This window comes from Halomonas sp. 72 (assembly GCF_052379785.1).
In the GTDB taxonomy this organism is placed as follows: domain Bacteria; phylum Pseudomonadota; class Gammaproteobacteria; order Pseudomonadales; family Halomonadaceae; genus Vreelandella; species Vreelandella citrativorans.
The window spans coordinates 310,703-334,447 of the sequence record NZ_JBQSYY010000001.1; the positions used below are offsets into that span (position 1 = coordinate 310,703).

The window sequence follows — 23,745 nt, forward strand, 5'->3', positions numbered from 1 at the left end:
GCTTACGCCATATCCGGGTGATAAATGAGCTCACCGATAACGGCGGTAGCAAAACTGCCTCGGGGTAGCGCAAACGAGAGTAGCACGGCATCAGATTCCCAAGTGAGCTGGGGCGCCGTTAATCGCATACGCAGTGCTCTATGGGAGCGTTTCACACCGCTGGCTTCCAAACCTTTACACAGCTCAGGATGCTGACGGGCCAGCTGCGCCTCGTAGCGCCCTGCGTCATCAACGGCGTTTTCACCAATGCCCCAAAGCGCCGCGGTTGGATGCACGTCCAACTCAGCGGCACGCGTTATCAACGACTCGTCCACCGCGTCGACGCCGAATACGCTTTGGGTGCCGTCAAGCATCACGGTATCGCCTGGGATAGGCTGATGCCAGTTGCCGTCCGCCAAGCGAGCGCTTAGCAGCTCATTAAATAGAAAGCTTCGCGCAGTAGAGAGCAGCATTCCTTGACGGTCGTCACGTTTGCGCCACCCTCGTGCAAGTAGTGCCTCGGCACGCTGTAAATTACGCGCGTCAGGGCCGAACCGCTGAGGGCCAAAATAGTTGGGCACCCCGAGCTGGCAAAGCGCCTGCCAGCGATGAACGAAATCATCCGCTGTGATCGCGTCGCCACTCAATCGTAACGTAAACGCGTTGGTGCGATGAACGCCACGTTTTAGTTTGCGTGGATGACGCACGCTTTCAAGCACCATGATGCCCAATCCACCCAGTGCTGATATCAGGTCAGCAGGCGCGTCACGCCCTGGCAAGTGAATGCTTAACCATTGGCGCGTCACGGCTATTCGGTCCTTCATACCTGAATAGCCAATATCTCGCGGGGTCACACCGCATAATCGGCTGACACTCTTCACCACATCCAGCGTGGTCTGATTGCGTTTTTCAATCCGCAGCCAAAGATGCTCACCATGCGATTCGGGCGTGAAGTCCAGCTGCTCGTCAACCAAAAAATCCTCAGGTTGGGCCCGATAATGCCCCGGCTTGGGCGGCCCAAACGCAGCATCCAAAGAGCGTGCCCACTGAGGCAGCTTACTCATTCAACGCCTCAGGCCGGCCGAGTAAAACCACCGTTTCAGCAGCAATGCCTTCACCGCGCCCGGTAAACCCTAGCCGTTCCGTCGTGGTGGCCTTAACGTTTACCTGGCCCAAGGAGACATTCAAGGTGTCAGCAATGGTTTGACGCATTGTCGCAATATGCGGCGCCATTTTGGGCGCTTGAGCCATCAGGGTCGCGTCCAGGTTTACAACTTCATAACCTTCCGCCCGAACCAGGCTCACCACATGGCGCAGCAGCATACGGCTATCAGCGCCTTTCCATTCGGGGTCGGTATCGGGAAAGTGATGACCAATATCACCGAGCGCGCAGGCGCCTAACAGCGCATCGCTGACCGCATGAAGCAGCACATCGCCATCGGAGTGTGCGACAAAGCCCTGTGAAAAAGGCAACTTAACGCCACCAATCATTAAGTGGTCGCCGGGGCCGAACCGATGAACATCAAAGCCATGACCAATTCGCATTAAGCCTCCTGAGTAAACGTATCTGATTGTGCTGACAAAATGGCGGCGGCGAGGGCAAGGTCATCCGGATGCGTCACTTTTAAATTATCGCGCCGCCCGCTAACCAGTTGTGGCTGCCTACCCAGCGCCTCGACCGCTGACGCCTCATCGGTCACCATGCGTTTTTGATGCCGGGCACTCTCAAGTGCCTGGCGCAATAGCCCGTAATGAAACCCCTGGGGTGTCAGCGCATGCCAAAGCCCTTCCCGGGGTTCTGTACAGGTACTTTGCTGTTCGGCATTGGCCCGTTTCATGGTATCTGCCACCGGCATCGCTAATAGCGCCCCGCCGGTGTGATGAGTCACCGCCTGATACAGGGCATGCAGGTCGTCCGTGGTAATACACGGGCGAGCCACATCGTGCACCATTACAATATCGTCATCCTGTGCGGGTATGGCATGTAGCGCATTGAGTACGCTATCCATGCGTTCGATGCCGCCCGTTACGCGCTGCCAGGCCGCAAAAGGAACCCATTCAGCCTGAAACCACTGATCATCGCTGTCCAGGCAGAGCACTAACGACGCCTTGGGAAACGCCTCGTAAAGTCGCGCCAGAGTGTGCACCAGTATCGGGTGTTCACCTAACGTCAGGTACTGTTTGGGTTTATCGGCTCCCATGCGACGTCCTTGCCCGGCGGCAGGCACGATCAGCCAAAGCGTTTTTTTCACAGCCGCTTACCTGACATATTCACTGTTCGTTTACTCACTGTGCCGATTGCTCACGGTCTAGTCGTGGCTGGACCACCAGGCCTGCGTTAATACCTATCAACTCAGTAGTTATGGCAACACCCGGTACCCAGAAAAATTGTTCATCGCTACGCACCATGCCCATATCACTTCGGGCCCGCTCTTCAATAGCGTCCAGCCCGGTTTTAAGATCGGTGACCTCGGCCGCTAAGCGTGCGTTTCGCTCGCGCATGGGCAAGTTGGCCTCTTCCTGTGCAGTAACGCGCTGCTCGACTATTTGCAGGTCACGCCAGCCGCCATTACCTAACCAAAGCGTGTACTGGAGCAAACCCAGTACGACAAGTAACGCTACCACAACCCATTTGTGCATCACCGATCTCCCAAGGCAGTAACGGCGCGCATTATGCCACTATGCAGAACCATCAGCGAGCCGCAGGCACTTTAAAAGGCAGCGCTTGAAAAGCCGCCTCACGATACGCGCTCACTTGGGCGCCCTCCGCCTGGCAAAATTGGGCAACACCCGCCGCCAAGCCAGGATGGCTCATATAGTGCAGCGAACGAACACGTTGAGGGGCGAAACCGCGTATTAACTTATGTTCCCCCTGGGTGCCTGGGTCAAAGCGCGTCAGCCCATTCTGCAAGCAGTACTCAATGCCTTGGTAATAGCAGGCTTCAAAATGCAGACAATCGGCCTCCACTTCACTCCCCCAGTAGCGGCCATACAGCGTGTGCTCACCACGAAAATAGAGCGCCGACGCAACCGGTTGACCATTCAACTGCGCCTGCACCAGCATCAATGTTTCGGGCATGGTCTGGCGTAACCGTTCAAAAAAGGCATGATTTAAATAGGGCGAACGACCGCGCTCCAGATACGTCATTGAATAACAGCGATAGAAGTGCGTCATTGTTGCCTGGGTGATCTCCTGGCCCTCCAGGCGCACCACATTTAGCCCCTGTTCAGCCACCAAGCGCCGTTCACGCTTGATCATTTTGCGCCGCTTGGATGTCAGGCTTGCCAGGAAACCATCAAAGTCGCCAAAACCTGCGTCCTGCCACTGGAATTGAAGCCCTTCACGGACCGTTAATTGGGGAAACTGCGCCTGCCAGGCCGTCACGTCATGCTCATCGGCAAACAATAAATGCCAGCTGGAGAGCGCCTCCTGGTGACAAAGCGTTTGCCAGGCTGACGCTAACAGAGCACGGATAGCCTCAGCATTTAGATGGCTAGCAAGTAGCGTGCGCACCCCCGGAACGGGAGTAAACGGGATAGCGCTGAGCGCTTTAGGATAATAGGTGCCACCGGCTCTCTCGAACGCTTCCGCCCACCCCCAATCAAACACATACTCACCGTAAGAGTGATGTTTACGGTACATGGGCAGTGCGCCTACTAATTGGCCTGCTCGCCAAACGCAGGCATGGCAGGGCTCCCATCCTGTCTCACGACTCACCGAGCCACTCGCCTCCAGCGCATGCAAAAATGCATGGCGCAGAAAAGGCTGATCGTGGCCAACCAAGGCATCCCACTGGTTTGCCTCAATATTTTCCATGGCGGATAGAGTAGAGAGTTCTAACGAGCACGCAGACATGATATCTCCCAAGAGCAAAGCGTTGGCGCCCTGTTATCCCGTCTTACTTTATCATTAACGCAGCGTTACCCTTACTATCGACTTAACTATCGTCTTAACTACCGTCTTAGCCTTACGACACGAGCATTAACGTAGCGCTTTCAAGCCACTATTGCGCCCCAAGACATCCAGGTACGGAAGATAAGGAGCGGTTATGCAGCACGATTTAACAGGTATCTTTAATGCCCAACGACACGCTGTTGATCAAACGCCTTTTCCAACGCTAAGTATTCGTCGCGCACGATTGGCACGTTTAGCGCAAATGACCAAGCGCCACCAGTATGAGATTGTGCGGGCTATTCAAACGGACTTTGGCCAGCGTAGCGACACAGAAATCCACTTGGCGGAAATTAGTGCCGTGCTACAGGCCATAAGCTATGCGCGCCGTCACCTCTGGCGCTGGATGCGCCCCTGGCGCGTCGGTGTGCCTTGGCGCCTGTTACCGGCACAAGCACGCATAGCCCCGCAGCCATTGGGCATCGTTGGGGTTATTTCCCCCTGGAATTACCCGTGGAGTCTTGCGCTACTCCCCGTTATTGACGCCTTTGCCGCCGGTAATGTTGTCATGCTAAAGCCCAGTGAGCTAACGCCTCACACCAGCACCTTGCTCGCTCGCTTGGCTTGCCAATATTTTACCCAGGATGAACTCGTCGTCATTCAAGGAGATGCATCGACCGCTCAGGCATTTAGCAAGCTGCCCTTTGATCACCTGGTGTTTACCGGTTCGACCAGCATTGGACGTCACGTGGCTAGTGCTGCGGCAGCCAACCTTACGCCAGTGACCCTGGAGCTAGGCGGTAAATCCCCCGCGCTGGTGGCAGGTGATGCCGATATAGATAAAGCGGCCACGGCCATTATATTCGGCAAGGGACTTAACGGTGGACAAACGTGTTTGGCACCCGATTACGTTCTTGTAGAAAGCCGTCATCTTGAGTCCCTGGTTAGCGCACTAAGCCGTGCTATTGTCCAGCAGCGCCCTGATAGCAGAGAGGCAACCAGCCCGATCAATGATGCCCATCGCGCACGCGTAGAGGGCCTGCTGACAGAAGCCCGTAACCACGGCTGCCGAGTCATTGATCACGGCAACCATGCCCCTGCGCTGGTTATCGACCCCACCCAAACACTTTCTGTGATGCACGAAGAGGTTTTTGGCCGCGCGCTCCCCGTTATCGGTGTTAAAAATATGGAGGCGGCGATTGGGTTTGTGAATGCACGTCCGCACGCTTTAGTGGTATATGCGTTTACTAATGATAAAACGCTTCAAACGCGGTTACTGCAACAGACTCGTTCCGGTGCGCTTGTCTTTAATGAAACACTGCTCCATCACGCGGTCCCCACCTTACCGTTTGGCGGCATCGGTGAAAGTGGCATGGGGGCTTATCATGGGCGCCACGGTTTTGAGCGCTTTAGCCATTTACGTGGTGTGTTTTATCAAACGAAACACGCTACCAGCAGAATTTTGCAGCCGCCCTACCGGCGCTGGCTTATGAAACTGCTTCGTTTACGTTAAAGCTTATTCATTAGGGCTATTGGCGTTCCATTGCAGAGATATTGGCAGGATAAGAGCAACCCCGCAGAGTAGAGGCTCCGGCACTGATTGCCGAGTTACCTTCTGGCGCGGCGCTAGTGGCTGATAAAGGCTATAACAGTGGTGCTATGCAGCCCCTAATAAAAACGCCGTTGATCGCCAACTTGCCGTTATGATTACCCAATTAGCCTACGCGGTGGGTTGTGATATTGTGGCAGAAGGGATTGGAACCGCCGAACAAGCCGCCTATTTACACTCTATCGGTTGCGAAGCAGCGCAAGGGGACTATTATGCTCGACCACTGCCAGCCAATGTGTTTGTTGCCTGGTATAAAGATTAGACATCACAACTTCCGCCCCACACTGCTTTGGAGCCTGCTTAATGGCGCATGACTTGCTTGACCGCTTACGCGAACGCTTAGAAGAATTAAACCGCTCCGAGCGTAAAGTTGCTAACGTGATCCTGGACGATCCGACAGCCGCTACCAGCTTAAGCATCGCAAGCCTGGCCCAGGCCGCCAGTGTCAGCGAGCCGACCGTTAACCGATTTTGCCGCAATTTTGGCGCCAAGGGATATCCCGACTTTAAAATCAAGCTCGCGCAAAGCCTGGCGGGTGGGACACCCTACGTGACCCGCGCCGTTGAGCCCGGCGATACGGCGGCCCAATACACGCAGAAAATTTTTGGCGCCACCATTGCCGCGCTGGATGAAGCCCAGCGTGATATTGATATGGCGGCCATTGAACGAATGGTCGACTACCTAACCCAGGCAAAGCAGATTCACTTTTTTGGGTTAGGCGCATCAGGTGCCGTCGCTCAGGATGCTCAGCATAAGTTTTTTCGGTTCAATCTACCGGTCATGGCCTACGCCGATGTATTGATGCAGCGCATGGTGGCAGCGTCCTGCCATACGGGCGATGTGGTGGTGATTATTTCCTACACCGGACGCACCCGTGAGCTGGTAGATATCGCCCGTGTAGCGCGCGAATCTGGCGCCGTTGTGCTGGGTATTACAGCCCCCGCGTCACCGCTTGCCAACGAGTGCAGCGCCACGCTTAACGTGGCAACCCCTGAAGACACCGACCACTACATGCCCATGACGTCAAGGGTGATTCAGCTTACCTTGATTGACGCCCTGGCCACCGGCGTCACACTACGGCGTGGCGAAGACTTCTTACCGCACTTGAAAAAAATCAAGGACAGCCTGCGCGACACCCGCTTTCCGCTGGACTAGCTCAACCAGCTAGAAAGGCTTTCGTTCTATACGGCGGTGGTCACGGTTATTTCTACTTTTAACTCGTCGGCAGGCATCGGGGCACATACGCAGGTGCGCGCTGGCGCGTAGCCTTCGGGCACCCAGGCATCCCACACCTCATTCATGGCGACGACATCGCTGCCGTCCTTGAGATAAATCGTGGCGCTTAATAGCTGCTCACGGCTTGAGCCGATCTCTTTTAACAGCGCATCGACACGCGCCAGCATGCTTTCTGTCTGCGCCTTAATATCGCCATGACGCGCCTCAGGCCCGGCGACCTGGCCACACAAATAAGCAACCCCTTGGTGGATAACGGCGCGACTCATGCGGGCCTTGGTATCGTGACGTTCGATCGTCATAGAGCACTCTCCTAAAAATGGGAAAAAAACAGTGTAAACGGCGACTCAGTGACTGACTACGCTTTCCTGTTCAGCGCTGTGTGGGTACCGGCCGATGTTCAAAAACCCGGCGTAACACAAAGCTGGTATGCGCCCCTGTGACGCCTTCAATACGGTTAATAACGTGCAGCAGTAAATGCTGATAATCATCCATATCCTGGACTAAAATCTTTAGCTGAAAGTCGGCAGCCTGCCCGGTAATGATCAGACATTCGATCACGTTGGGAATTTTTCGGATGTGGCGTTCAAAGTTCTCAAACCGCTCGGGGGTATGCTGGTCCATGGCAATATGCAGCAGTACCATCAGTTGGTAGCCCAACTGGCGAGCATCTACCTCGGCGCGATACTGCATAATCAAGCCGTGCTCTTCCAGCGCACGCACCCGGCGTAAACAGGGCGATGCAGAAAGGCCAATTCGATCAGCCAATTCCTGGTTACTGATCCGCCCTTCTTGTTGCAGAATCGTCAAAATTTGGCGGTCAAAACGGTCAAGCGTCAATGGCGTCACCGACATAAACAGCAGCCTCTGCTAAGAAATTATAAATTATTAAAACATACTGCCAATTAATGCCATTTTTATTCATTTTTAGCAACAACCTAGCGCTATAAACCCGTTACACTATTCACACTGCCAAAAGCAGTTAACGGTTGTGTGCCATACTCTGCATCATGAGTCTGCACCGATGAACAAAGGCCTACCCACAAGCGGCCAGTTTTCCAAGTCATTAACCCCCTTAGGAATCTCATCATGTCTGCTTTCGATCATCGTAAATATCGCCCAGCACCGCGCGTTCCTGCGTTTAACCGTCAATGGCCTGACCGTGACCTTGATCGTGCGCCGATCTGGGTAAGTGAAGACCTACGTGATGGTAACCAGGCGCTGCTAGAGCCGATGACCGTTGAGCAGAAAAAGCGCTTCTGGCACCAGATCGTCAAGGTGGGCATTAAAGAAGTCATGGTGGGGTTCCCTTCCGCCAGCCAACCCGACTTTGATTTTGTGCGCTGGTTAATTGAAGAAGATCAGATTCCTGAGGATGTCACTATCGCGGTGCTGGTGCAGTGTCGCGAGCACTTGATTGAAAAAACCTTTGAAGCTTTAGTGGGTGCCAAGCGCGCTATTATCCACCTGTATAACTCGACCTCGACCATTCAGCGCGAGCGCGTGTTTGAGATGGACCGCGACGGTATTACCGATATTGCCGTTCAGGGCGCTACCTGGGTTAAACAGTATGCCGAGCGCTATCCAGACGTTGCCTGGCGTTTTCAGTATTCACCGGAGAGCTTCTCCAGCACCGAAATCGACTTCTCGCTGGCGATTTGTGAAGCGGTGATGGACGTTTGGCAGCCAACACCTGAGAACAAGTGCATCCTCAACCTGCCAACGACCGTCGAAGTGGCTGGCCCTCACCACCATGCCGACCAGATCGAATACTTCTGCCAGCACATCAGTCGTCGCGATAGCGTGATTATCTCGGTGCATACCCACAACGACCGAGGCGGTGCAGTAGCCTCAGCCGAACTTGCCTTGCTTGCCGGTGCCGACCGTGTGGAAGGCACGCTGCTGGGTAATGGCGAGCGTACCGGCAACATGGACATCATCACACTGGCCATGAACCTCTACAGCCAAGGGATTGATCCTAACCTTGATCTTTCCAACCCGGATGAAATCATTCAGGTCGTTCACGAGTGCACCGGCATTACCATGCACCCACGCCACCCTTGGGTAGGTGAAATGGTGTATACCGCCTTCTCTGGTAGCCATCAGGATGCGATTCGTAAATCCCTCAAGCACCAGAAGCCCGACGAACCGTGGCAAGTGGCTTACCTGCCGATTGATCCCCACGACATTGGCCGCGACTACCAGGCCGTGATTCGAGTCAACAGCCAGTCCGGCAAGGGCGGCATGGCCTTTTTGCTTGAGCGCGACTACGGCATCAACCTGCCACGCTGGATGATGCTGGCCTTGGCCCCCTATGTACAAAAAGAGAGCGAAGAGCGCGCCAGCGAACTCTCAAGCGAGATGATCCGCCAAGTGATGTTCGATAACTTCACCCAGGAAACGCCACTGTCGCTAGCGGACTATCAGCTTTCCAAGGGCCAGCACGAAGGGCTTGAAGTGACCTTGTGGCAAGGTAGCGAAACCCTGCGCCTGTCTGGTTCCGGCAACGGTGCCATGTCGGCCTTTACCGCTGCCTGGCAGAAGCACTCCGGTGTTAACGTGACGATTATCGACTACAGTGAGCACTCGTTGGGCGGTGGTAGCGAAGCCAACGCCATTGCCTTTGTACAGTTGAGCATTGATGGCCAGCGCATTTGCGCCGTTGCCGAAGATAGCGACACGGTGAGCGCTTCTTTGAAAGCCCTGATCTCGGGCATCAACCGCGTCGCCACTACACACGCGGAGGCAGCGCCAAGCCATCAGGGCAGCGTCCTGCCAGCCTAACGATCTATAAGTAATACACTAATGCCTTGCGCGGCTACCCACGCAAGGCATTTTTCTGCGCCTTGAAAACGCATGTTAGAATTGGCCGCTTATCGAAGACCCCCTTTTGTTAGTCAGTGGAGAAAACATGGGTCCAGGCATCGCAAGCGTACTGCTTATCGCGCTGGGCGGCGCACTCGGGGGAATGGCCAGGTTTGCTCTTTCCAACCTGTTAGCGCGCTGGCTGGGCAAGGCGTTTCCCTGGGGCACGCTCGTTGTTAACGCGACCGGCGCGCTGGCCGCAGGCTGGCTATTGGGCCGCCAAGGCCTGCCTGACACACCAACGGCGTTCTGGCTGTTTAGCGTAACTGGCCTACTCGGCGGCTATACCACGGTCTCATCGTTTAGCCTGCAAACTCTTGAACTTTGGCAAGGCGGTCAATCGGGCCGTGCGGCACTCAACATGGGCGGCACACTGGTGCTGGGCATTGGTATGGCAGCGTTGGGCTGGGTGCTGGCAGGGTGCCGCGTATGAGGACTTGGAAATGCTACCTTGCCGTCGGGGTTGGTAGCGGCCTGGGCAGCGCACTGCGCTACGCCGTATCGCTTGTCTCCCAAGCGGCCTTGGGTAGCTATTTCCCGTGGGGCACGCTGATCGTCAACGTACTGGGGTCGGGTTTGATCGGCTGGATAGCCGCCACCGCGCTACGTGCACCCCATAGCAAACTGACCTACTGGCACCCGCTGCTCGTGGCAGGTTTTTGCGGCGGCTTTACGACCTTTTCACTGTTTAGCCTGGAAACGCTGCATTTCCTTAACCATGGCCAAGGCTGGTGGGGGCTTTCGTACGTGCTGGTGAGCCTGCCGCTATGGCTATTGGCCGCCATGGCAGGCGAGCGCTTGGCACTTCGCCGCCAATAAATACTCAAGAAAAATCACTCAGGGAAAACCAATGCGCGAGCAGATGGAAAAACACCAGTGCTGGATTTACCTGGTCTGCATTGGCCTAGGGCTGGCCTTGGGCGTTGTGTCACCGGCGCTGGCCGATGTGCTGGAGCAGTTACTGTGGCCGCTGTTAGGCCTTTTGATGTACACCACCTTTAGCCAGATTCCTTTGCTTAGCGTGGCGCGCGGCCTTACCGACGGCCGCTTTATGACGGCGCTGCTAGTGGGCAACTTTATCGCCATTCCGGCCTTTCTGGGGCTGGTGGTCGCTTGGCTGCCGCTCTCACCTGCGGTATTGGCCGGCGTCTTGCTGGTACTGCTGGTGCCCTGCACCGACTGGTTTATCAGTTTTACTCACTTGGGCAAGGGAGATGCGCCCCGCGCTGTCGCGGCCGCTCCGCTGCTGCTACTGGTGCAGATGGTCGCTCTACCTATTTATCTCTGGCTCTTTCTGGGATCGGAGTGGTTTCATCTGGCACTCTCCACCTCACTAATCGTTGCCTTTGCGGGCCTTATCCTGTTTCCCTTGGCGCTTGCCGGGCTAACGGAATTTGCTGCTACTCGGCATAGGCGCACCAAGCGCGCCATCTATCACCTGGGCATACTGCCCGTGCCACTGCTTGCCTTTGTGGTCTTTATTATTGCAGCGTCACAGGTCAACCATCTGGGCGGGCTGTATCATGTGATGACTCAGGTCATGTTGATCTTCATGGTTTTTTTAGTGTTTGCGGGCTGGCTGGGTCGTGCGCTGGGCAGGCTGTTCCGTTTGCCAACCGCCAGTGCCCGCACGCTGGCTTTTAGCTTTGGCACACGCAACTCGTTTGTCATGCTGCCCATCGCCTTGGCTCTGCCTGGCGCATGGCAACCCGCAGTCGTAGTGATTATTTTTCAGTCACTGGTAGAGCTTTTTGGAATGATCTTCTATCTACGCTGGGTACCCGGTAAATTGCTGCCTGACCGTGAGCGAGGCAGCTAGCTAACCCGCGCGTATCCTCCCGCTACACCCTGTTTGCTGAACACCAGTTGCCACAGCTGAATCTCACGTGCTCTAAAGGCTCCCGCACAACTCAACAGGTAGTAGCGCCACATACGATAAAACGTTGGATTAAACTGACCTTTAAACTGGGGCCAATTGGCTTCGCTATTGTGATACCAGGCCATCAGCGTTTTATCGTAGTCAGCTCCAAAGTTATGTATATCTTCCACCACAAAAAGCGTTTCAGCCGCATCGGTAATATGGCTTAAGGTAGGCAACTCACCATTCGGAAAAATGTATTTATCGATCCAGGGATCGGACATCGTCGTACCAAGGTTTTTGCCAATCGTATGAAGCAAGAAAAGACCTTCATCCTTTAGGCAGCGACTGACCACTTCCATATAGGCGCGATAGTTTTTATGGCCCACATGTTCGAACATACCAATACTAACAATACGATCAAATCTTTCAGTTTCATCGCGGTAATCCTGTAAACGGAACTCTACCGGCAAGCCTTTTTTGATCAATCGTTTACCAAAATCCGCCTGCTCTTTGGAGATGGTCAGGCCGACACACTCAACGCCATAATGCTCGGCCGCATAAGCCATAAAGCTCCCCCACCCACAGCCGATATCAAGTACGCGCATACCCGGTGCTAACTGCAGCTTTCGGCAAATTAAGTCCAGTTTCGCCTCTTGTGCTTCATCTAGTGTGCACGCGTCTTTCCAATAACCGCAGGTATACGTCATACGCTGGTCAAGCATGGCCGCATAAAATTCATTGCCAAGATCGTAGTGCTTCTCGCCCACTTCCCAAGCCCGCTTAACGCTTTGTCGGTTTAACAACCGAGTACGCAACGCGTGATAAATCAATTGCGTGGGCTTAATACGTTGATGCAATTGCGCGCGCAGCAAGCGGGTAAAAAATACGTCCAACCGATCGCAGTCCCAGTCCCCCTGCATATAGCTTTCACCTAAGCCCAGATTGCCACGCGCTAGTGCATTTTCGATCACACCAGGCGCTTTAAGCTGCATATCCCAAGGGCGATCGCCGTTGAACTGTATATCAGCCTGGGCCATTAGGCTGGCTGCAAAGCGATGAGAGGAAGAGGTGGGATTAAACGGCTGTGATGTTCGTTCAAGCGTGGGTAGATTCACGTCAGGCTCCTTATGCTACTCAAGAGATGAATAGTTCAAGACACTCTTAAATAAACATAGAAGCTCATTTCAGCATTTGCAGATTTTAATTTTTCCCTTTTTCATTGTTAAAAAGTCGCTCTACTAACCCGTAGCAAAGCGACTTACCGTAGGAACACAAAAGAGACTTAGCGCAAAATAAGAACGGGGATACGGCTGCTACGCAGCATCGCTGTCGTCGTGCTGCCAACCAACAAGTGGCGGATGCGCGAGTGCCCATAAGCGCCCATGACCAAGAGGTCTATCGCGTGCTCTTGTTCGTAGGTTTGCAGCACATCATCTACATTGCCGTTGCGGATAGCGCCTTCTGCCTTGTGGCCTGCTTCACGTAGGGTGCCTAGCGCCCAACCAAGCTCCAGGCGATTCTCTGCATTGTCCGTATCCACCAGTAGTACATGGCACTCGCTGCCTGAAAACAGTGGCGAACGGGCCAGCATTTCCACGCCTTTGCGGGCCGTTTTGCTGCCATCAAAAGCAATCAATACTTTTTCAGGCTGCTTGAACGTGGCGGGCACCATCAAAATAGGGCGATGCATTTCACGCACCACCCGCTCGAGGTTGGAGCCAAGATGCTCGCTGGCTTGATGAGCCGTCTCGCCGCGCTTACCCACCACCAGCAGGCGCATTTCATTTTCAAGCCCGACCAGTGTTTCCACCAAAGTACCGTTCAGTTGGCGAGTAACGGCGCCACTAAAGCCCTCTTCAACAGCGCGCGCCTGGGCCGCTTCCAGCATTAACCTGCCCTGTTCGCGGTTGACCTTGGCACGCTTCTCATCAAGGCCCATCAATTCCTCCAGCAAGCGCTCGCGGGCGCCAAAAAACAGCTGGCCCGAAAGATCCGGCTCGCCTGGCACTTCTGAATGGTTATCGGCCACATGCACAAAGGTTAACGGCGCGCCCAGCGCAAGGCTTGCCCAAGAAGCGTAATCGCAAACGCCTTGTGAAAACCGGGAACCATCAATTGCGGCAACTACATGTTCCGGCATGCTGCTCTCCTTTATTAGATCCTTAGTGGCCATCCATCAGTTTTTCGACCGCCTTTTGATCGTTGTGCATCGCGTAGCGGTCAACCACCGTGGCGCTGGCTTCGCTCATCCCAACCAACACGACATCAGTACCTTCACGGCGGAACTTGATAACGACCCGATCAAGTGCCTGTACAGCGGTAACATCCCAGAAGTGCGCGTTGGATACATTGATCGTTACCTTGTCCAGGCTCTCCTTGAAATCAAACGCCGCCATAAAACGCTCGGAAGAGGCGAAGAAGACCTGCCCAACGACCTGATACTCACGCTCCCGGCCCGCCTCTATCTCAGTAGAGCCGATGTACATGATATTGCCAACTTTATTGGCAAAAAACAGCGCCGCCAGCAGCACGCCAACAAAGACCCCGATCGCCAGGTTATGGGTACTTACGGTCACAGCGACCGTCGCCAACATGACAATATTGGTACTGAGAGGATGCTTTTTAAGATCCCGAATCGACGCCCAGCTAAAGGTGCCTATCGACACCATGATCATGACAGCTACCAGCGCGGCCATGGGGATTTGTGAGACCCAGTCGGCGAGAAACACGACCAACAGCAGCAGTACAACGCCCGCAATCAATGTGGATAGCCGCGTACGGCCACCGGATTTAATATTGATCACCGACTGACCAATCATGGCACAACCTGCCATACCACCCAGTAATCCGGCGCCAATATTGGCAATGCCTTGGCCTTTGCACTCGCGGTTTTTATCACTCGATGTGTCGGTCAAATCGTCCACAATGGTCGCTGTCATCATCGATTCCAGCAGACCCACCACACACAGCATCAAGGCGTAAGGCAGAATAATCATCAAGGTTTCAAGGTTAAGCGGGACATTCGGCCACAGGAAAATCGGCAGCGTATCGGGAAGTTCGCCCATATCCCCCACCGTGCGAATATCCATGCCACTCACCATATACACAATGGTTAACACCACGATGCACACCAGTGGCGAGGGTAGCGTTTTACCGATCACCGGCAGATAAGGGAATAAATAGATAATGCCTAAACCGGCCAGGGTCATGACATACACATGCCAAGTGACATTGGTTAGCTCAGGTAACTGGGCCATAAAGATCAAAATGGCCAGCGCATTCACAAAGCCAGTAACGACCGAGCGCGACACAAAGCGCATTAGCTCAGCGAGTTTTAAATACCCGGCAATAATCTGAAACACCCCGGTTAAAAGCGTTGCTGCCAGCAAGTACTCAAGGCCATGCTCGCGCACCAGCGTGACCATCAATAGCGCCATGGCGCCAGTGGCCGCAGAGATCATCCCCGGCCGCCCACCGGTAAAGGCGATAATCACCGCAATACAGAACGAGGCATAAAGACCTACTTTCGGGTCGACGCCTGCGATAATCGAGAACGCGATCGCTTCGGGAATCAGCGCCAGCGCGACGACCAGGCCCGAAAGGGTGTCGCCTTTAATATTGGAAAACCACTCATGCTTGCTGAAAAGTGCCATTCAGGGAGTCCATCGTTATTGATTAAACAAGACGCGCTAACTCCGCCGCACAGGGCCAGATGTCACGTCATTAAGAACCAGATTGTATGAGTCAGGCTGCAGGATGAAGACGCCAAGTACGTCAGTAGCCAAATAACGGCAATAGAATGCCGTAACGCCGTGGAAGCGCTTTCGCGCCATGGCGTTTTCGAAAGAGGGAATACCTAGGGTGGAGTCATCAACCCAGTGGTAAGTACTACAGATGTTGCCAATGAACGTTTCATTGCGCAGATGCCTTGCCGAGATATTTTACGAAGTTACCCTGCCACTGAAGGTTAAGCGGCAGAACCGGCGCAGAGTTTACCAGCAACCTACCTCTTCTGCACCCCGGCGCACTTGAGGTCTGGCTGTATACTTAAATAGTCAGCGCAGGATGCGCTTCGGCGTCACCATCGCTACCATGGGCATCAAGCGCATAAGGCGCCATCATTGAACCTGGTCAACATTTCGACCAACGCGTTCCCATCTTCCAGAGGAGTAGCACATGAGCCATTCAATTGCGGTGATTAAAGGCGATGGCATTGGGCCTGAAATTATGGATGCCACCCTGCGCGTGCTCGATACGCTGGAGTGCGGCTTTGAATACGAGTTTGTGGATGCAGGCCTGTCAGCGCTGGAAAATCATGGAACGTTGATCCCGCAGGCATCACTTGATGCTATAGAGAAACACGGCATTGCGTTAAAAGGCCCGCTGACCACGCCCATTGGCAAGGGCTTCTCCTCCATTAACGTACAGCTACGCCGTCACTTTGACCTTTATGCCAACGTACGCCCGGCGATCAGTTTTCCTGGAACTCGTTCGCGCTTTGAAGACATCGACATGATCACCGTACGCGAAAATACCGAAGGTGCGTATTTGTCTGACGGCCAGGAGATGATCGACGACGGCAACACCGGCATTTCGGTGATCAAGGTAACCCGCAAAGGCTCCGAGCGTATTGTGCGTTATGCGTTTGAGCTGGCCAAAAACAGTGGCCGGAAAAAGGTCACTGCAGTGCATAAAGCCAATATTATCAAGACCAGCTCTGGGCTGTTTTTGGATGTGGCGCGTGAGATCGCAAGCGAATATCCCGACATTGAGTTTCAAGAGATGATTGTCGATAACGCCTGTATGCAGCTGGTGATGAACCCGCATCAGTTTGATGTGGTGGTTACCACGAACCTGTTTGGCGATATTCTCTCAGACCTGTGTGCAGGCCTGGTGGGCGGGCTGGGCTTGGCACCTGGCGCTAATATTGGTGAAAGAGCGGCGATTTTTGAAGCGGTACACGGCTCAGCCCCTGACATTGCGGGTAAAAAGCTCGCCAATCCCTGCGCTCTATTGTTGGCTGCCGCACAGCTGCTTGATCATTTGGGCATGGCAGACAAAGGCGAAACTATCCGTCACGGCATTCGCTCGGTGTTAGAAACCCGCCGTGACATGGTCACACCCGATATGGGTGGCACGGGCAACACCGATACCTTTGCACAAGCGCTGGTTGAGTACATCCACGCCTAACTATTCAGCTTGAATACGTTTCGTTAGCTATCTGCGCCCTTTCATCAAGGGCGCTTTTGGTTACGAGCCCTGCTTGCCCACTGCTAGCCAACCATCGCGGAAGCTCAGCGGCTAACCAAAGCCTTAAACTAACAGATCAGCGTATCAACCGCGGTTAAACAACGTGTGTTAGCAACATCGTCATGGGTTATCAGGCGCCATTAAAAAAGCCCCAAGGCATTAATAACCCTGGGGCTTTAGTAAGAACGCTATGACTGCGCGCTTATTTTAGTGATGTTTTACGCAGGTAAGGCAGCACCGCGTCAAACTCACCAAATTTTTGCTTGGCATCGTCATCTGAAACGCTTGGCGGAATAATCACATCCTGGCCAACTGTCCAATCAGCGGGCGTTGCCACACCGTGCTTAACGGTTGCCTGCAGGGCATCCAGAGCACGTAGAATTTCAGCGAAATTACGCCCTACCGTCATGGGATAGGTCATGGATAGCTTTAGCTGCTTATCCGGCCCAATGATAAACACCGAGCGTACCGTGGCGCTGTCGGCTGGCGTACGGCCATCCGGCAGATAGGCATCTTCGGGCAGCATATCAAACAGTTTGGAAACCTTAAGGCCTTCATCGGCGATGATCGGAAAATCAACGTCGCTGCCGCTATACCGGGTGATATCGTCGGCCCAGCGTTTGTGATCCTCAACGCCATCAACCGACACACCAATCACCTTAGTGCCGCGCTTTTCCCACTCGGCGCTTAGCGTGGCTACAGCACCAAACTCCGTGGTGCAAACCGGTGTAAAGTCCTTGGGGTGTGAAAATAAAATAGCCCAGCTATCACCAATCCACTCGTGGAACTGGATAGGCCCTTGGCTAGTTTGTGCTTCAAAATCGGGAACGACCGCATTAATACGTAATGACATTGTGCCTCCTTCGCGGGTGATTACTGCTTTTAATACCTTAAACCACCTTTAAGCAATCCACTATAGAACATTTAGTGCTAAGAAAGCGAATATTCACCCGTGCTATTGGCTGACGTTCAAAGGACAGCTCCCGCCACTTTTGAAGCACCCCTTCGCACGGCTAGGCTAAGCGCTAGCATTGGGGTCTTTATGCTTTACACGTGTCAGCCAGCGCTGCTTGGCGTGATGCCTTAAATTAGCCACGCTGTCAGTCTCATCAATGATGTCCTGACCCAGGATGGTTTCAATAATATCTTCAAGCGTAATAAGGCCTACAAAGGTGCCATGCTCGTCATACACAACGCGCATGTGCAGATGGTCCTTGAGCATTGAAGCAAAAACCTGCTCTACATTGTGCGCAATATCGACACTGCCAATGGGGTGCATAAGCTCGCGCATGGTCTTGGCGTCATCGGCGTGATACATATCGGATTTATGCACATAGCCAAAGGCCATTTCACCGTTATCCATAACGGGAAAGCGCGTAAAGGATGTCTTACCGTACTGCTGATCAAATGTTTTGACGTCCATGTTAGGGGGCACTGTCACGCATACCGTTCTTGGCGTCATGGCCTGGCTTACGGCAATGTCATGCAAGTTAAGCATATTGATGATGGTGCGCGACTCGTCGGCATCCAACACCTTTTCCTCAAGCCCTACGCGCGCCAGCACTTTGATCTCATCACGTAGATCAACATCATGCTCTGACGTGCCCAGCCGACGCGTAATCTGCTCCGACATCCAGATAAAGGGCAGTAACCCCACTATCATCGGCTTTAGTAAACGCGGCAAAAGTGGTGCCAGCCCGCGCCAATAAGTAGCGCCAATCGTCTTGGGAATAATTTCAGACAGCACCAGAATCAGCATTGTCATGACAGCAGACACAATGGCAATGGAGGCTTCGCCGAATACCACTGCCGCTTGTGCGCCCACTGCCGTTGCACCAACGGTATGCGCAATTGTATTAAGCGTCAGTATCGCCGCCAAGGGCCGGTCAATGCTGGTCTTAAGCTGATTAAGCGAGGCATGCAGCTTGGGTTTCTCTTCTTTTAGCCTGGCAATATAGCTGGGCGTAATAGAGAGTAAAGCCGCTTCAAGAATAGAACACAAAAAAGACAGTGCGATGGAAAGCGTGGCAATCGTGATGAGAAGGAACATGAGAACCTGAGGTAGTGAGTATAAGTGTTTATAGGAGCAATCTAGATGTCTGTCAATAGACCTCTGTACGCCTTTTCAGGCATGGATAGCGCTCCCTGCTGGCTCAATTTCCTCCTCTCTATAGCTGATACTTGTCATCTTCGTTACGCAGTTTTATATTGCAAAAAGTCAACTATAGTTAAAGCGCTCCTGCTCCTTCCTATTTGGCTACTTCTTTTTAAGCTGCTTCCTAATATAGAAGGCAAAAAAATGCGTATAAGCTTTTTTAATGCCCCTCTCTACCTCGCCTTAAAACGCCATACGTCGTGTATTCGATTTACACCTCAGGGCATTATTAAGGATGCCAGCCCGCCATTTCTTGAGGCGATGGGCTATCAACTAGACGATATAAAGGGTAAGCATCACCGCATATTTTGTGATGAGCAGGAAGTCAGCAGTGCCGAGTATCAGCAGTTTTGGCACTCATTAGCGGCAGGGGATAGCCGTCAGGGTCGTTTTTGTCGCGTACGTGCGAACGGTGAAGAAGTCTGGTTAGAGGCGACGTATGTGCCTATACGAAATTTTCGAGGACATGTGACGGAAATCCTGAAAGTAGCGAATGATGTCACCCAGCGTCATCAAGAATCTCAACGGCAAAAGGCCGTGCTAAAGGCGCTCAATGACTCAATGGCCGTCATTGAGTTTACCCCTCAAGGGGAAATACTCGAAGCCAATAAAAACTTTGAAGCCGCGATGGGGTATCAACAAAAAGATATTATTGGTCAACACCACCGTATGTTTTGCCCACCTGACTTCTATCGTAACAATCCTGATTTTTGGGAGCGCTTGGCCCAAGGGGACTTTACCAAAGGCCGCTTTGAGCGCATCACTAAAAATGGCCAAAGCATCTGGCTAGAGGCCACCTACAACCCTGTTAAAGATGAAGATGGCAATGTGACCGAGGTCGTAAAATTCGCAGCGGACATCACCCAACTGGTCGACAAAGCCAACGCGACAACGGGAACGATTGGCTCCGCCCAAACCAGCACGTCACAAATTGAACGTACCGCCAAAGATAGCCTCGACCACTTGGATGAGATGGTAAAAGGCTCAGAGCAAGCCGCTCAAACGCTGGCCCAGGCACAAGAACTGGTAGAGGCCCTGCATAAACAGTCGCAAAGTATTCATGCGATTACGACCTCTATTGCCAAAATAGCCAGCCAAACCAACCTGCTTTCTCTTAACGCCGCGGTTGAAGCCGCCCGCGCCGGTGAACAAGGGCGCGGCTTCGCCGTGGTGGCTAACGAGGTCCGCCAACTGGCTAAAGGGTCCAGCGAAGCCGTGGCACAAATTTCCCAAGTGCTCAAAGACAACAGTAACCTTGTCGAACGCACCACCGAAGCCATGCAACAGGTCATTCAACAAAGCAAAGCCGGTCAATCCAGGGTTAGCGAAATTGATGCGATTGTGAACAAGATTCTCCACGACGCTCAGGACGTCGCTCGCTCTATCGAGCAACTGGCCGCAGATACGCGGTTATAAGAAACGCTCAAACAAAAACGCCTCCGTGAAGAAGGCGTTCTTGTTTTCTCTGCAGCGGCGTCAAACGAACGGTCTTAAAAACGGTTTGAAAAGGCCGTTTTATGCAAACACTTGCGTCCATTCGCCACGCTTGGCAAGCAGGTCACGAGCGAGCTTCTGGGCGCCTTCCAGGCTGTGGCTCGCGGCCCAGCCGCACTGCATTTCGTTACAGGCAGGCACTTCAGTGGCCACCAGAACGTCGTTCAGCGTTTGCTCAATGATGGTTAACACGTCGTCGTAGTTATCGTGATTGATCATCGCAATATAAAAGCCGGTTTGGCAGCCCATCGGGCTGATATCGACCACTTTATCGGTATGATTACGCGATAGTTCAGCCATCAAGTGCTCAAGAGAATGCAGCGCTGGCATCTCCATGTGCTCTTTGTTCGGCTGGCAGATACGCAGATCATATTTATGAATCTGGTCGCCGTTCTGGCCCTGTTTGATATCAGCAAGACGTACATAAGGCGCTTTAACCTTGGTATGGTCCAGGTTAAAGCTTTCAACGTTCATTTTTTTTTCGGTCATGGTTGCTCCGCGTTTATCGGTGTCGTGGACCCATTCTACACGCTGCGGTTATACCTTGGGGGCATCAAAATTCCACGGTTCATCGGTATACACGCATACGTTGGCATCTTCGATATCGCCACCCGGTGATTCAACGTGCTTGGCAAAGAAGTCCTGGATCTCTTTACGCTGACAATGTGCTTCAAACTCTTCACGGCTCGCCCAGATTTCATGGAATACAATCGGATAGCTGGTGCCTTGAGCGAAGGGATTATCGATCTGGCGGGTCACCGTGTAGTGAATGCAGGCATCTTCCCGGTGTGTGTTTGGCTCCAGCGCCTGAAGCGCTTTGAACACCGCTTCTTCTTTGCCTGGTTTGGGTTTGAAGCCAGCAATACAGTAAATTTTCTCTGACATGATCGCGTCCTGACATATGAATCGTACGTCATTATGCGGCTTGTTCTTATCGGTTAACAACCTGGCAAATAATACGCTCGGCCAAGGCCTCCAGGTCAGGCACCGTCATATCAGGTTCAATGCCCCAAGGATCAAAGGGCGCATCGGAATGACGCCGCACCCAGGCACTTCGCAGCCCGGCATGGGTTGCACCAATCACATCAAAGGCGTTGCTTGAAATTAACCAGGTATGCTCAGGGCGCGCTTCCAGCTGTGAGCGAAGATAGCTATATACCGCCGGGTCTGGCTTAAAGCGCTTGATATCATCCACGCTGATCACCGCATCCATGTGGCTTTCTACACCGGCACGTACCAGCAACTGAGTTACCGCCTCCGTCGTGCCATTGGAAAACGCCACGCAACGAATGCCCGCATCACGCAACTGATCAAGCGCATCCACCACATCCGGGAAGGCTGGAAGCTCTGCATATACATCCATGAGGTGGTCGTGGTCATTGTCAGAAAGACCTGCTTGCAGCGCGCGGCTGGTAAACACCAGGGCTTCTCTCGTGCATTCTGAAAAAGGCACATAAGCGCCCATTAAGGCATGCCGAAAGCTGTACTCAAGCTGCTTTTCCCGCCAGCGCTTGGCAAATTCTTCTGCGTTGGAGGCATCGTTAAGTCGCCGTTCGAGTTCCGCCGTAACGCCTTGGGTATCAATCAGCGTGCCATATACATCGAAAGCCAATACCGGTTGCATAGCCACTCCTAACGTATCCGTTCACCGTCACTGTATTTAGTAGCATAGCTTCCCACCCCAAAAACAAAAACGCCGCTGCATAAGTAAGCAGCGGCGTTACCAGATCAGCGTCTTTTCATTAAATCGTCAACGCAGCTTCCTGATGGCCCGCTTTTAAATCGCCTGAGCGGGTAAGTTCATCGGTTACGCGGTCAATGGCGCGCTTGGCACGGCCAATCACGTCATCAACTTCTGCGCGGTTAATGGTCAGCGGAGGCGCAAAACCTAAAATGTCGCCTTGGGGCATGGCGCGAGCAATCAGGTTCTCTTCCATGGCGGCGGCGGCCACTCGCGGTCCTACTTTGAGGGCGGGGTCAAAGTGCAAGCGCTGCTTGGCATCCGGTGAGAACTCCAGCGCAGCCATTAAGCCAACACCGCGTACATCCCCCAAGAGCGGATGACCTTCAAACGTGGCCTTAAGCTGCGCCTGGAAGTAGGCACCGGTTTCAGCCGCGTTGCCCACCAGGTTTTCACGCTCGATGATATCCAGGTTGGCAATACCGGCGGCACAGCCCAGCGCGTGGCCAGAGTAAGTCCAACCGTGACCGATTGGGCCAAACTCACCCGTACCCTGCTCAAGCACTTGCCATACCTTTTCGCCCACAATCACACCAGAAAGCGGTTGATAGGCGCTGGTCAGGCCTTTGGCAATCGTGACCAGGTCCGGCTTCATGTTGTAGTGGTGGCTACCAAAATCAGACCCGGTACGTCCAAAGCCACATACCACTTCATCGGCAATCAACAGTACATCGTACTTGGCCAACACCGCCTGAATCGCATCCCAGTAACCTTCGGGCGGCGGTACGATACCGCCTGTGCCCAATACCGGCTCGCCGATAAACGCCGCCACCGTATCCGGGCCTTCTTCAAGGATCATCGCTTCCAGCTTGTCGGCACAGAAGGAGGAAAACTCAAGCTCGGTCATGCCATGCTGCTCGGCGGCACGCAGATAGTAGTGCGGCGCCTCGGTATGGCGAATGGTATCAATCGGCAGGTCAAAGTGGTCATGAAACGCCTTAAGACCGGTCAAGGAACCAGAAGCAATGCCCGAACCATGGTAGCCACGCATACGCGAGATGACTTTTTTCTTCTGCGGGCGGCCAAGTACGTTGTTGTAGTAACGCACAATTTTCAGTTGGGTTTCATTAGCGTCACTGCCCGACATGCCGTAGTAGACCTTGGACATGTTCATGCCAGCGATTTTCAGAATACGCTCGGAAAGTGCGATCTGCGGCTCGTTCGAGTGGCCGACATAGGTATGGTAGTAAGAGAGCTCCATCGCCTGCTTGTAAATGGCTTCGGCAATTTCCGTGCGACCATAACCGATATTCACGCAGTAAAGCCCGGCAAAGCCGTCGATAAATTCGCGGCCATCCTTATCCACGATATTAATGCCTTTACCACCGGTAATCACACGGCCCGGCGCATCGCCATGGGCGAAGTCACGCAGATGGGTAGAGGCGTGAAAAGTGACTTTGCGGTCGCGTTCGATCAGATCCTGATGTTGGCTCATAACGTTCTCTCTGTACGATAAACCTCCCCGATCAGCGGGAAGGAATTTGAAATATTGCGGGCTTCACGGCTGGTTAGCCACACGCGAACACGCTGTAAACCCATCCCTGGGCGCTCGGCTTTTTCACTGACCGCCATGGATGGCGGGAATGCCGAAACTGAATGGAGCATGTTTCGGCCCTGAAAAAGACGGTTCGCTTAGTGCCTAACTAGCCTCTACTGCGAAACTATC

25 protein-coding genes and 1 pseudogene are annotated in these 23,745 nt (G+C 53.5%); 9 read left to right on the forward strand and 17 right to left on the reverse strand.

Annotated features, from left to right (window positions below):
- Positions 1 to 2: 2 nt before the first annotated feature.
- The 5 genes from truD to ACT3T6_RS01485 are packed head-to-tail and all read right to left on the reverse strand — an operon-like array spanning position 3 to position 3,835.
- Positions 3 to 1,043: a tRNA pseudouridine(13) synthase TruD gene (truD, locus tag ACT3T6_RS01465; RefSeq protein ID WP_193054464.1), complete on the reverse strand. Its 1,041-nt coding sequence runs from the start codon at positions 1,041 to 1,043 to the stop codon at positions 3 to 5.
- Positions 1,036 to 1,524 (reverse strand): 2-C-methyl-D-erythritol 2,4-cyclodiphosphate synthase, encoded by a 489-nt coding sequence (gene ispF / locus ACT3T6_RS01470; protein WP_193054463.1) that lies wholly within the window; start codon positions 1,522 to 1,524, stop codon positions 1,036 to 1,038. Before ispF ends, truD begins: the two co-directional genes overlap by 8 nt.
- The gene (gene ispD, locus ACT3T6_RS01475) at positions 1,524 to 2,231 is read right to left on the reverse strand and encodes a 2-C-methyl-D-erythritol 4-phosphate cytidylyltransferase (protein ID WP_193054462.1); all 708 of its coding nucleotides are present in this window, start codon (positions 2,229 to 2,231) and stop codon (positions 1,524 to 1,526) included. Before ispD ends, ispF begins: the two co-directional genes overlap by 1 nt.
- Before the next feature lie 34 nt (positions 2,232 to 2,265).
- Positions 2,266 to 2,619 carry a cell division protein FtsB gene (gene ftsB / locus ACT3T6_RS01480; RefSeq protein ID WP_193054461.1) on the reverse strand — a complete coding sequence of 118 codons (354 nt, stop codon included), beginning with the start codon at positions 2,617 to 2,619 and terminating at the stop codon, positions 2,266 to 2,268.
- Between the two features lie 52 nt (positions 2,620 to 2,671).
- A complete protein-coding gene (locus tag ACT3T6_RS01485; RefSeq protein ID WP_193054460.1) occupies positions 2,672 to 3,835 on the reverse strand; it encodes a GNAT family N-acetyltransferase in 1,164 nt (387 codons plus the stop codon).
- A gap of 193 nt (positions 3,836 to 4,028) precedes the next feature.
- Here ACT3T6_RS01485 and ACT3T6_RS01490 point away from each other — a divergent pair, with 193 nt between their 5' ends.
- The 3 genes and pseudogenes from ACT3T6_RS01490 to ACT3T6_RS01500 all read left to right on the forward strand — a co-directional run bounded on the left by ACT3T6_RS01490 (position 4,029) and on the right by ACT3T6_RS01500 (position 6,635).
- Positions 4,029 to 5,384, forward strand: a complete 1,356-nt coding sequence (locus ACT3T6_RS01490; protein ID WP_193054459.1) for an aldehyde dehydrogenase family protein — start codon at positions 4,029 to 4,031, stop codon at positions 5,382 to 5,384.
- Between the two features lie 175 nt (positions 5,385 to 5,559).
- Positions 5,560 to 5,742, forward strand: a pseudogene (locus ACT3T6_RS01495) (EAL domain-containing protein); the annotation flags it as partial.
- A gap of 41 nt (positions 5,743 to 5,783) precedes the next feature.
- Positions 5,784 to 6,635 (forward strand): MurR/RpiR family transcriptional regulator, encoded by an 852-nt coding sequence (locus tag ACT3T6_RS01500; protein ID WP_193054458.1) that lies wholly within the window; start codon positions 5,784 to 5,786, stop codon positions 6,633 to 6,635.
- 26 nt (positions 6,636 to 6,661) lie between these two features.
- Here ACT3T6_RS01500 and ACT3T6_RS01505 read toward each other — a convergent pair whose 3' ends face one another.
- Positions 6,662 to 7,015: a RidA family protein gene (locus ACT3T6_RS01505; protein ID WP_193054457.1), complete on the reverse strand. Its 354-nt coding sequence runs from the start codon at positions 7,013 to 7,015 to the stop codon at positions 6,662 to 6,664.
- Positions 7,016 to 7,085: 70 nt separating this feature from the next.
- Positions 7,086 to 7,568, reverse strand: a complete 483-nt coding sequence (locus ACT3T6_RS01510; RefSeq protein WP_193054456.1) for an Lrp/AsnC family transcriptional regulator — start codon at positions 7,566 to 7,568, stop codon at positions 7,086 to 7,088.
- A gap of 234 nt (positions 7,569 to 7,802) precedes the next feature.
- On the opposite strand from ACT3T6_RS01510, the gene ACT3T6_RS01515 reads away from it, so the two are divergent.
- The 4 genes from ACT3T6_RS01515 (at position 7,803) to ACT3T6_RS01530 (ending at position 11,397) form a co-directional block, all read left to right on the forward strand.
- On the forward strand, positions 7,803 to 9,497 hold the full coding sequence (locus tag ACT3T6_RS01515) for a 2-isopropylmalate synthase (RefSeq protein WP_193054455.1): 1,695 nt from the start codon (positions 7,803 to 7,805) through the stop codon (positions 9,495 to 9,497).
- A gap of 127 nt (positions 9,498 to 9,624) precedes the next feature.
- Entirely contained in the window at positions 9,625 to 10,011 is a 387-nt protein-coding gene (gene crcB, locus ACT3T6_RS01520; protein WP_193054454.1) for a fluoride efflux transporter CrcB, read from the forward strand.
- Positions 10,008 to 10,397 (forward strand): fluoride efflux transporter CrcB, encoded by a 390-nt coding sequence (gene crcB, locus ACT3T6_RS01525; protein ID WP_193054453.1) that lies wholly within the window; start codon positions 10,008 to 10,010, stop codon positions 10,395 to 10,397. Before crcB (ACT3T6_RS01520) ends, crcB (ACT3T6_RS01525) begins: the two co-directional genes overlap by 4 nt.
- A gap of 31 nt (positions 10,398 to 10,428) precedes the next feature.
- On the forward strand, positions 10,429 to 11,397 hold the full coding sequence (locus ACT3T6_RS01530; RefSeq protein ID WP_172117484.1) for an arsenic resistance protein: 969 nt from the start codon (positions 10,429 to 10,431) through the stop codon (positions 11,395 to 11,397).
- On the opposite strand, the gene cfa is transcribed toward ACT3T6_RS01530, so the two are convergent.
- The 3 genes from cfa to ACT3T6_RS01545 all read right to left on the reverse strand — a co-directional run bounded on the left by cfa (position 11,394) and on the right by ACT3T6_RS01545 (position 15,092).
- The gene (gene cfa, locus ACT3T6_RS01535; protein ID WP_193054452.1) at positions 11,394 to 12,554 is read right to left on the reverse strand and encodes a cyclopropane fatty acyl phospholipid synthase; all 1,161 of its coding nucleotides are present in this window, start codon (positions 12,552 to 12,554) and stop codon (positions 11,394 to 11,396) included. The genes ACT3T6_RS01530 and cfa overlap by 4 nt on opposite strands.
- Positions 12,555 to 12,721: 167 nt before the next feature.
- Positions 12,722 to 13,579: a universal stress protein gene (locus ACT3T6_RS01540; protein ID WP_193054451.1), complete on the reverse strand. Its 858-nt coding sequence runs from the start codon at positions 13,577 to 13,579 to the stop codon at positions 12,722 to 12,724.
- Between the two features lie 22 nt (positions 13,580 to 13,601).
- On the reverse strand, positions 13,602 to 15,092 hold the full coding sequence (locus tag ACT3T6_RS01545; protein WP_193054450.1) for a SulP family inorganic anion transporter: 1,491 nt from the start codon (positions 15,090 to 15,092) through the stop codon (positions 13,602 to 13,604).
- Between the two features lie 523 nt (positions 15,093 to 15,615).
- Between ACT3T6_RS01545 and ACT3T6_RS01550 the strand changes: the two genes are divergently transcribed.
- Positions 15,616 to 16,629, forward strand: coding sequence for an isocitrate dehydrogenase (locus tag ACT3T6_RS01550; RefSeq protein ID WP_193054449.1), 1,014 nt, complete (start codon positions 15,616 to 15,618; stop codon positions 16,627 to 16,629).
- 262 nt (positions 16,630 to 16,891) lie between these two features.
- Here ACT3T6_RS01550 and ACT3T6_RS01555 read toward each other — a convergent pair whose 3' ends face one another.
- Both ACT3T6_RS01555 and ACT3T6_RS01560 read right to left on the reverse strand, forming a co-directional pair.
- Positions 16,892 to 17,542: a peroxiredoxin gene (locus tag ACT3T6_RS01555; RefSeq protein WP_193054448.1), complete on the reverse strand. Its 651-nt coding sequence runs from the start codon at positions 17,540 to 17,542 to the stop codon at positions 16,892 to 16,894.
- 165 nt (positions 17,543 to 17,707) lie between these two features.
- Positions 17,708 to 18,739: a CNNM domain-containing protein gene (locus tag ACT3T6_RS01560; protein ID WP_193054447.1), complete on the reverse strand. Its 1,032-nt coding sequence runs from the start codon at positions 18,737 to 18,739 to the stop codon at positions 17,708 to 17,710.
- A gap of 249 nt (positions 18,740 to 18,988) precedes the next feature.
- Here ACT3T6_RS01560 and ACT3T6_RS01565 point away from each other — a divergent pair, with 249 nt between their 5' ends.
- Positions 18,989 to 20,260: a methyl-accepting chemotaxis protein gene (locus ACT3T6_RS01565; protein WP_193054446.1), complete on the forward strand. Its 1,272-nt coding sequence runs from the start codon at positions 18,989 to 18,991 to the stop codon at positions 20,258 to 20,260.
- Between the two features lie 99 nt (positions 20,261 to 20,359).
- Here ACT3T6_RS01565 and ACT3T6_RS01570 read toward each other — a convergent pair whose 3' ends face one another.
- The 5 genes from ACT3T6_RS01570 to ACT3T6_RS01590 form a co-directional block, all read right to left on the reverse strand.
- Positions 20,360 to 20,827: an S-ribosylhomocysteine lyase gene (locus tag ACT3T6_RS01570; RefSeq protein ID WP_193054445.1), complete on the reverse strand. Its 468-nt coding sequence runs from the start codon at positions 20,825 to 20,827 to the stop codon at positions 20,360 to 20,362.
- Positions 20,828 to 20,875: 48 nt separating this feature from the next.
- Positions 20,876 to 21,223: a putative quinol monooxygenase gene (locus ACT3T6_RS01575; RefSeq protein ID WP_193054444.1), complete on the reverse strand. Its 348-nt coding sequence runs from the start codon at positions 21,221 to 21,223 to the stop codon at positions 20,876 to 20,878.
- 46 nt (positions 21,224 to 21,269) lie between these two features.
- A complete protein-coding gene (locus tag ACT3T6_RS01580) occupies positions 21,270 to 21,962 on the reverse strand; it encodes a haloacid dehalogenase type II (protein WP_193054443.1) in 693 nt (230 codons plus the stop codon).
- Between the two features lie 118 nt (positions 21,963 to 22,080).
- Positions 22,081 to 23,514, reverse strand: a complete 1,434-nt coding sequence (locus tag ACT3T6_RS01585; RefSeq protein ID WP_193054442.1) for an aspartate aminotransferase family protein — start codon at positions 23,512 to 23,514, stop codon at positions 22,081 to 22,083.
- Positions 23,511 to 23,684, reverse strand: coding sequence for a hypothetical protein (locus tag ACT3T6_RS01590; protein WP_193054441.1), 174 nt, complete (start codon positions 23,682 to 23,684; stop codon positions 23,511 to 23,513). The genes ACT3T6_RS01585 and ACT3T6_RS01590 overlap by 4 nt, the downstream gene beginning before the upstream one ends.
- Between the last annotated feature and the right edge of the window lie 61 nt (positions 23,685 to 23,745).

Excerpts from the sequence above, each read along its gene's own strand:
- truD (WP_193054464.1), bottom strand. The coding sequence starts at position 1,043 with ATGAGTAAGCTGCCTCAGTGGGCACGCTCTTTGGATGCTGCGTTTGGG.
- ispF (WP_193054463.1), bottom strand. The coding sequence starts at position 1,524 with ATGCGAATTGGTCATGGCTTTGATGTTCATCGGTTCGGCCCCGGCGAC.
- ftsB (WP_193054461.1), bottom strand. The coding sequence starts at position 2,619 with ATGCACAAATGGGTTGTGGTAGCGTTACTTGTCGTACTGGGTTTGCTC.
- ACT3T6_RS01485 (WP_193054460.1), bottom strand. The coding sequence starts at position 3,835 with ATGTCTGCGTGCTCGTTAGAACTCTCTACTCTATCCGCCATGGAAAAT.
- ACT3T6_RS01490 (WP_193054459.1), top strand. The coding sequence starts at position 4,029 with ATGCAGCACGATTTAACAGGTATCTTTAATGCCCAACGACACGCTGTT.
- ACT3T6_RS01500 (WP_193054458.1), top strand. The coding sequence starts at position 5,784 with ATGGCGCATGACTTGCTTGACCGCTTACGCGAACGCTTAGAAGAATTA.
- ACT3T6_RS01505 (WP_193054457.1), bottom strand. The coding sequence starts at position 7,015 with ATGACGATCGAACGTCACGATACCAAGGCCCGCATGAGTCGCGCCGTT.
- ACT3T6_RS01510 (WP_193054456.1), bottom strand. The coding sequence starts at position 7,568 with ATGTCGGTGACGCCATTGACGCTTGACCGTTTTGACCGCCAAATTTTG.
- ACT3T6_RS01515 (WP_193054455.1), top strand. The coding sequence starts at position 7,803 with ATGTCTGCTTTCGATCATCGTAAATATCGCCCAGCACCGCGCGTTCCT.
- crcB (WP_193054454.1), top strand. The coding sequence starts at position 9,625 with ATGGGTCCAGGCATCGCAAGCGTACTGCTTATCGCGCTGGGCGGCGCA.
- crcB (WP_193054453.1), top strand. The coding sequence starts at position 10,008 with ATGAGGACTTGGAAATGCTACCTTGCCGTCGGGGTTGGTAGCGGCCTG.
- ACT3T6_RS01530 (WP_172117484.1), top strand. The coding sequence starts at position 10,429 with ATGCGCGAGCAGATGGAAAAACACCAGTGCTGGATTTACCTGGTCTGC.
- ACT3T6_RS01540 (WP_193054451.1), bottom strand. The coding sequence starts at position 13,579 with ATGCCGGAACATGTAGTTGCCGCAATTGATGGTTCCCGGTTTTCACAA.
- ACT3T6_RS01545 (WP_193054450.1), bottom strand. The coding sequence starts at position 15,092 with ATGGCACTTTTCAGCAAGCATGAGTGGTTTTCCAATATTAAAGGCGAC.
- ACT3T6_RS01550 (WP_193054449.1), top strand. The coding sequence starts at position 15,616 with ATGAGCCATTCAATTGCGGTGATTAAAGGCGATGGCATTGGGCCTGAA.
- ACT3T6_RS01555 (WP_193054448.1), bottom strand. The coding sequence starts at position 17,542 with ATGTCATTACGTATTAATGCGGTCGTTCCCGATTTTGAAGCACAAACT.
- ACT3T6_RS01560 (WP_193054447.1), bottom strand. The coding sequence starts at position 18,739 with ATGTTCCTTCTCATCACGATTGCCACGCTTTCCATCGCACTGTCTTTT.
- ACT3T6_RS01565 (WP_193054446.1), top strand. The coding sequence starts at position 18,989 with ATGCGTATAAGCTTTTTTAATGCCCCTCTCTACCTCGCCTTAAAACGC.
- ACT3T6_RS01570 (WP_193054445.1), bottom strand. The coding sequence starts at position 20,827 with ATGACCGAAAAAAAAATGAACGTTGAAAGCTTTAACCTGGACCATACC.
- ACT3T6_RS01575 (WP_193054444.1), bottom strand. The coding sequence starts at position 21,223 with ATGTCAGAGAAAATTTACTGTATTGCTGGCTTCAAACCCAAACCAGGC.
- ACT3T6_RS01580 (WP_193054443.1), bottom strand. The coding sequence starts at position 21,962 with ATGCAACCGGTATTGGCTTTCGATGTATATGGCACGCTGATTGATACC.
- ACT3T6_RS01585 (WP_193054442.1), bottom strand. The coding sequence starts at position 23,514 with ATGAGCCAACATCAGGATCTGATCGAACGCGACCGCAAAGTCACTTTT.
- ACT3T6_RS01590 (WP_193054441.1), bottom strand. The coding sequence starts at position 23,684 with ATGCTCCATTCAGTTTCGGCATTCCCGCCATCCATGGCGGTCAGTGAA.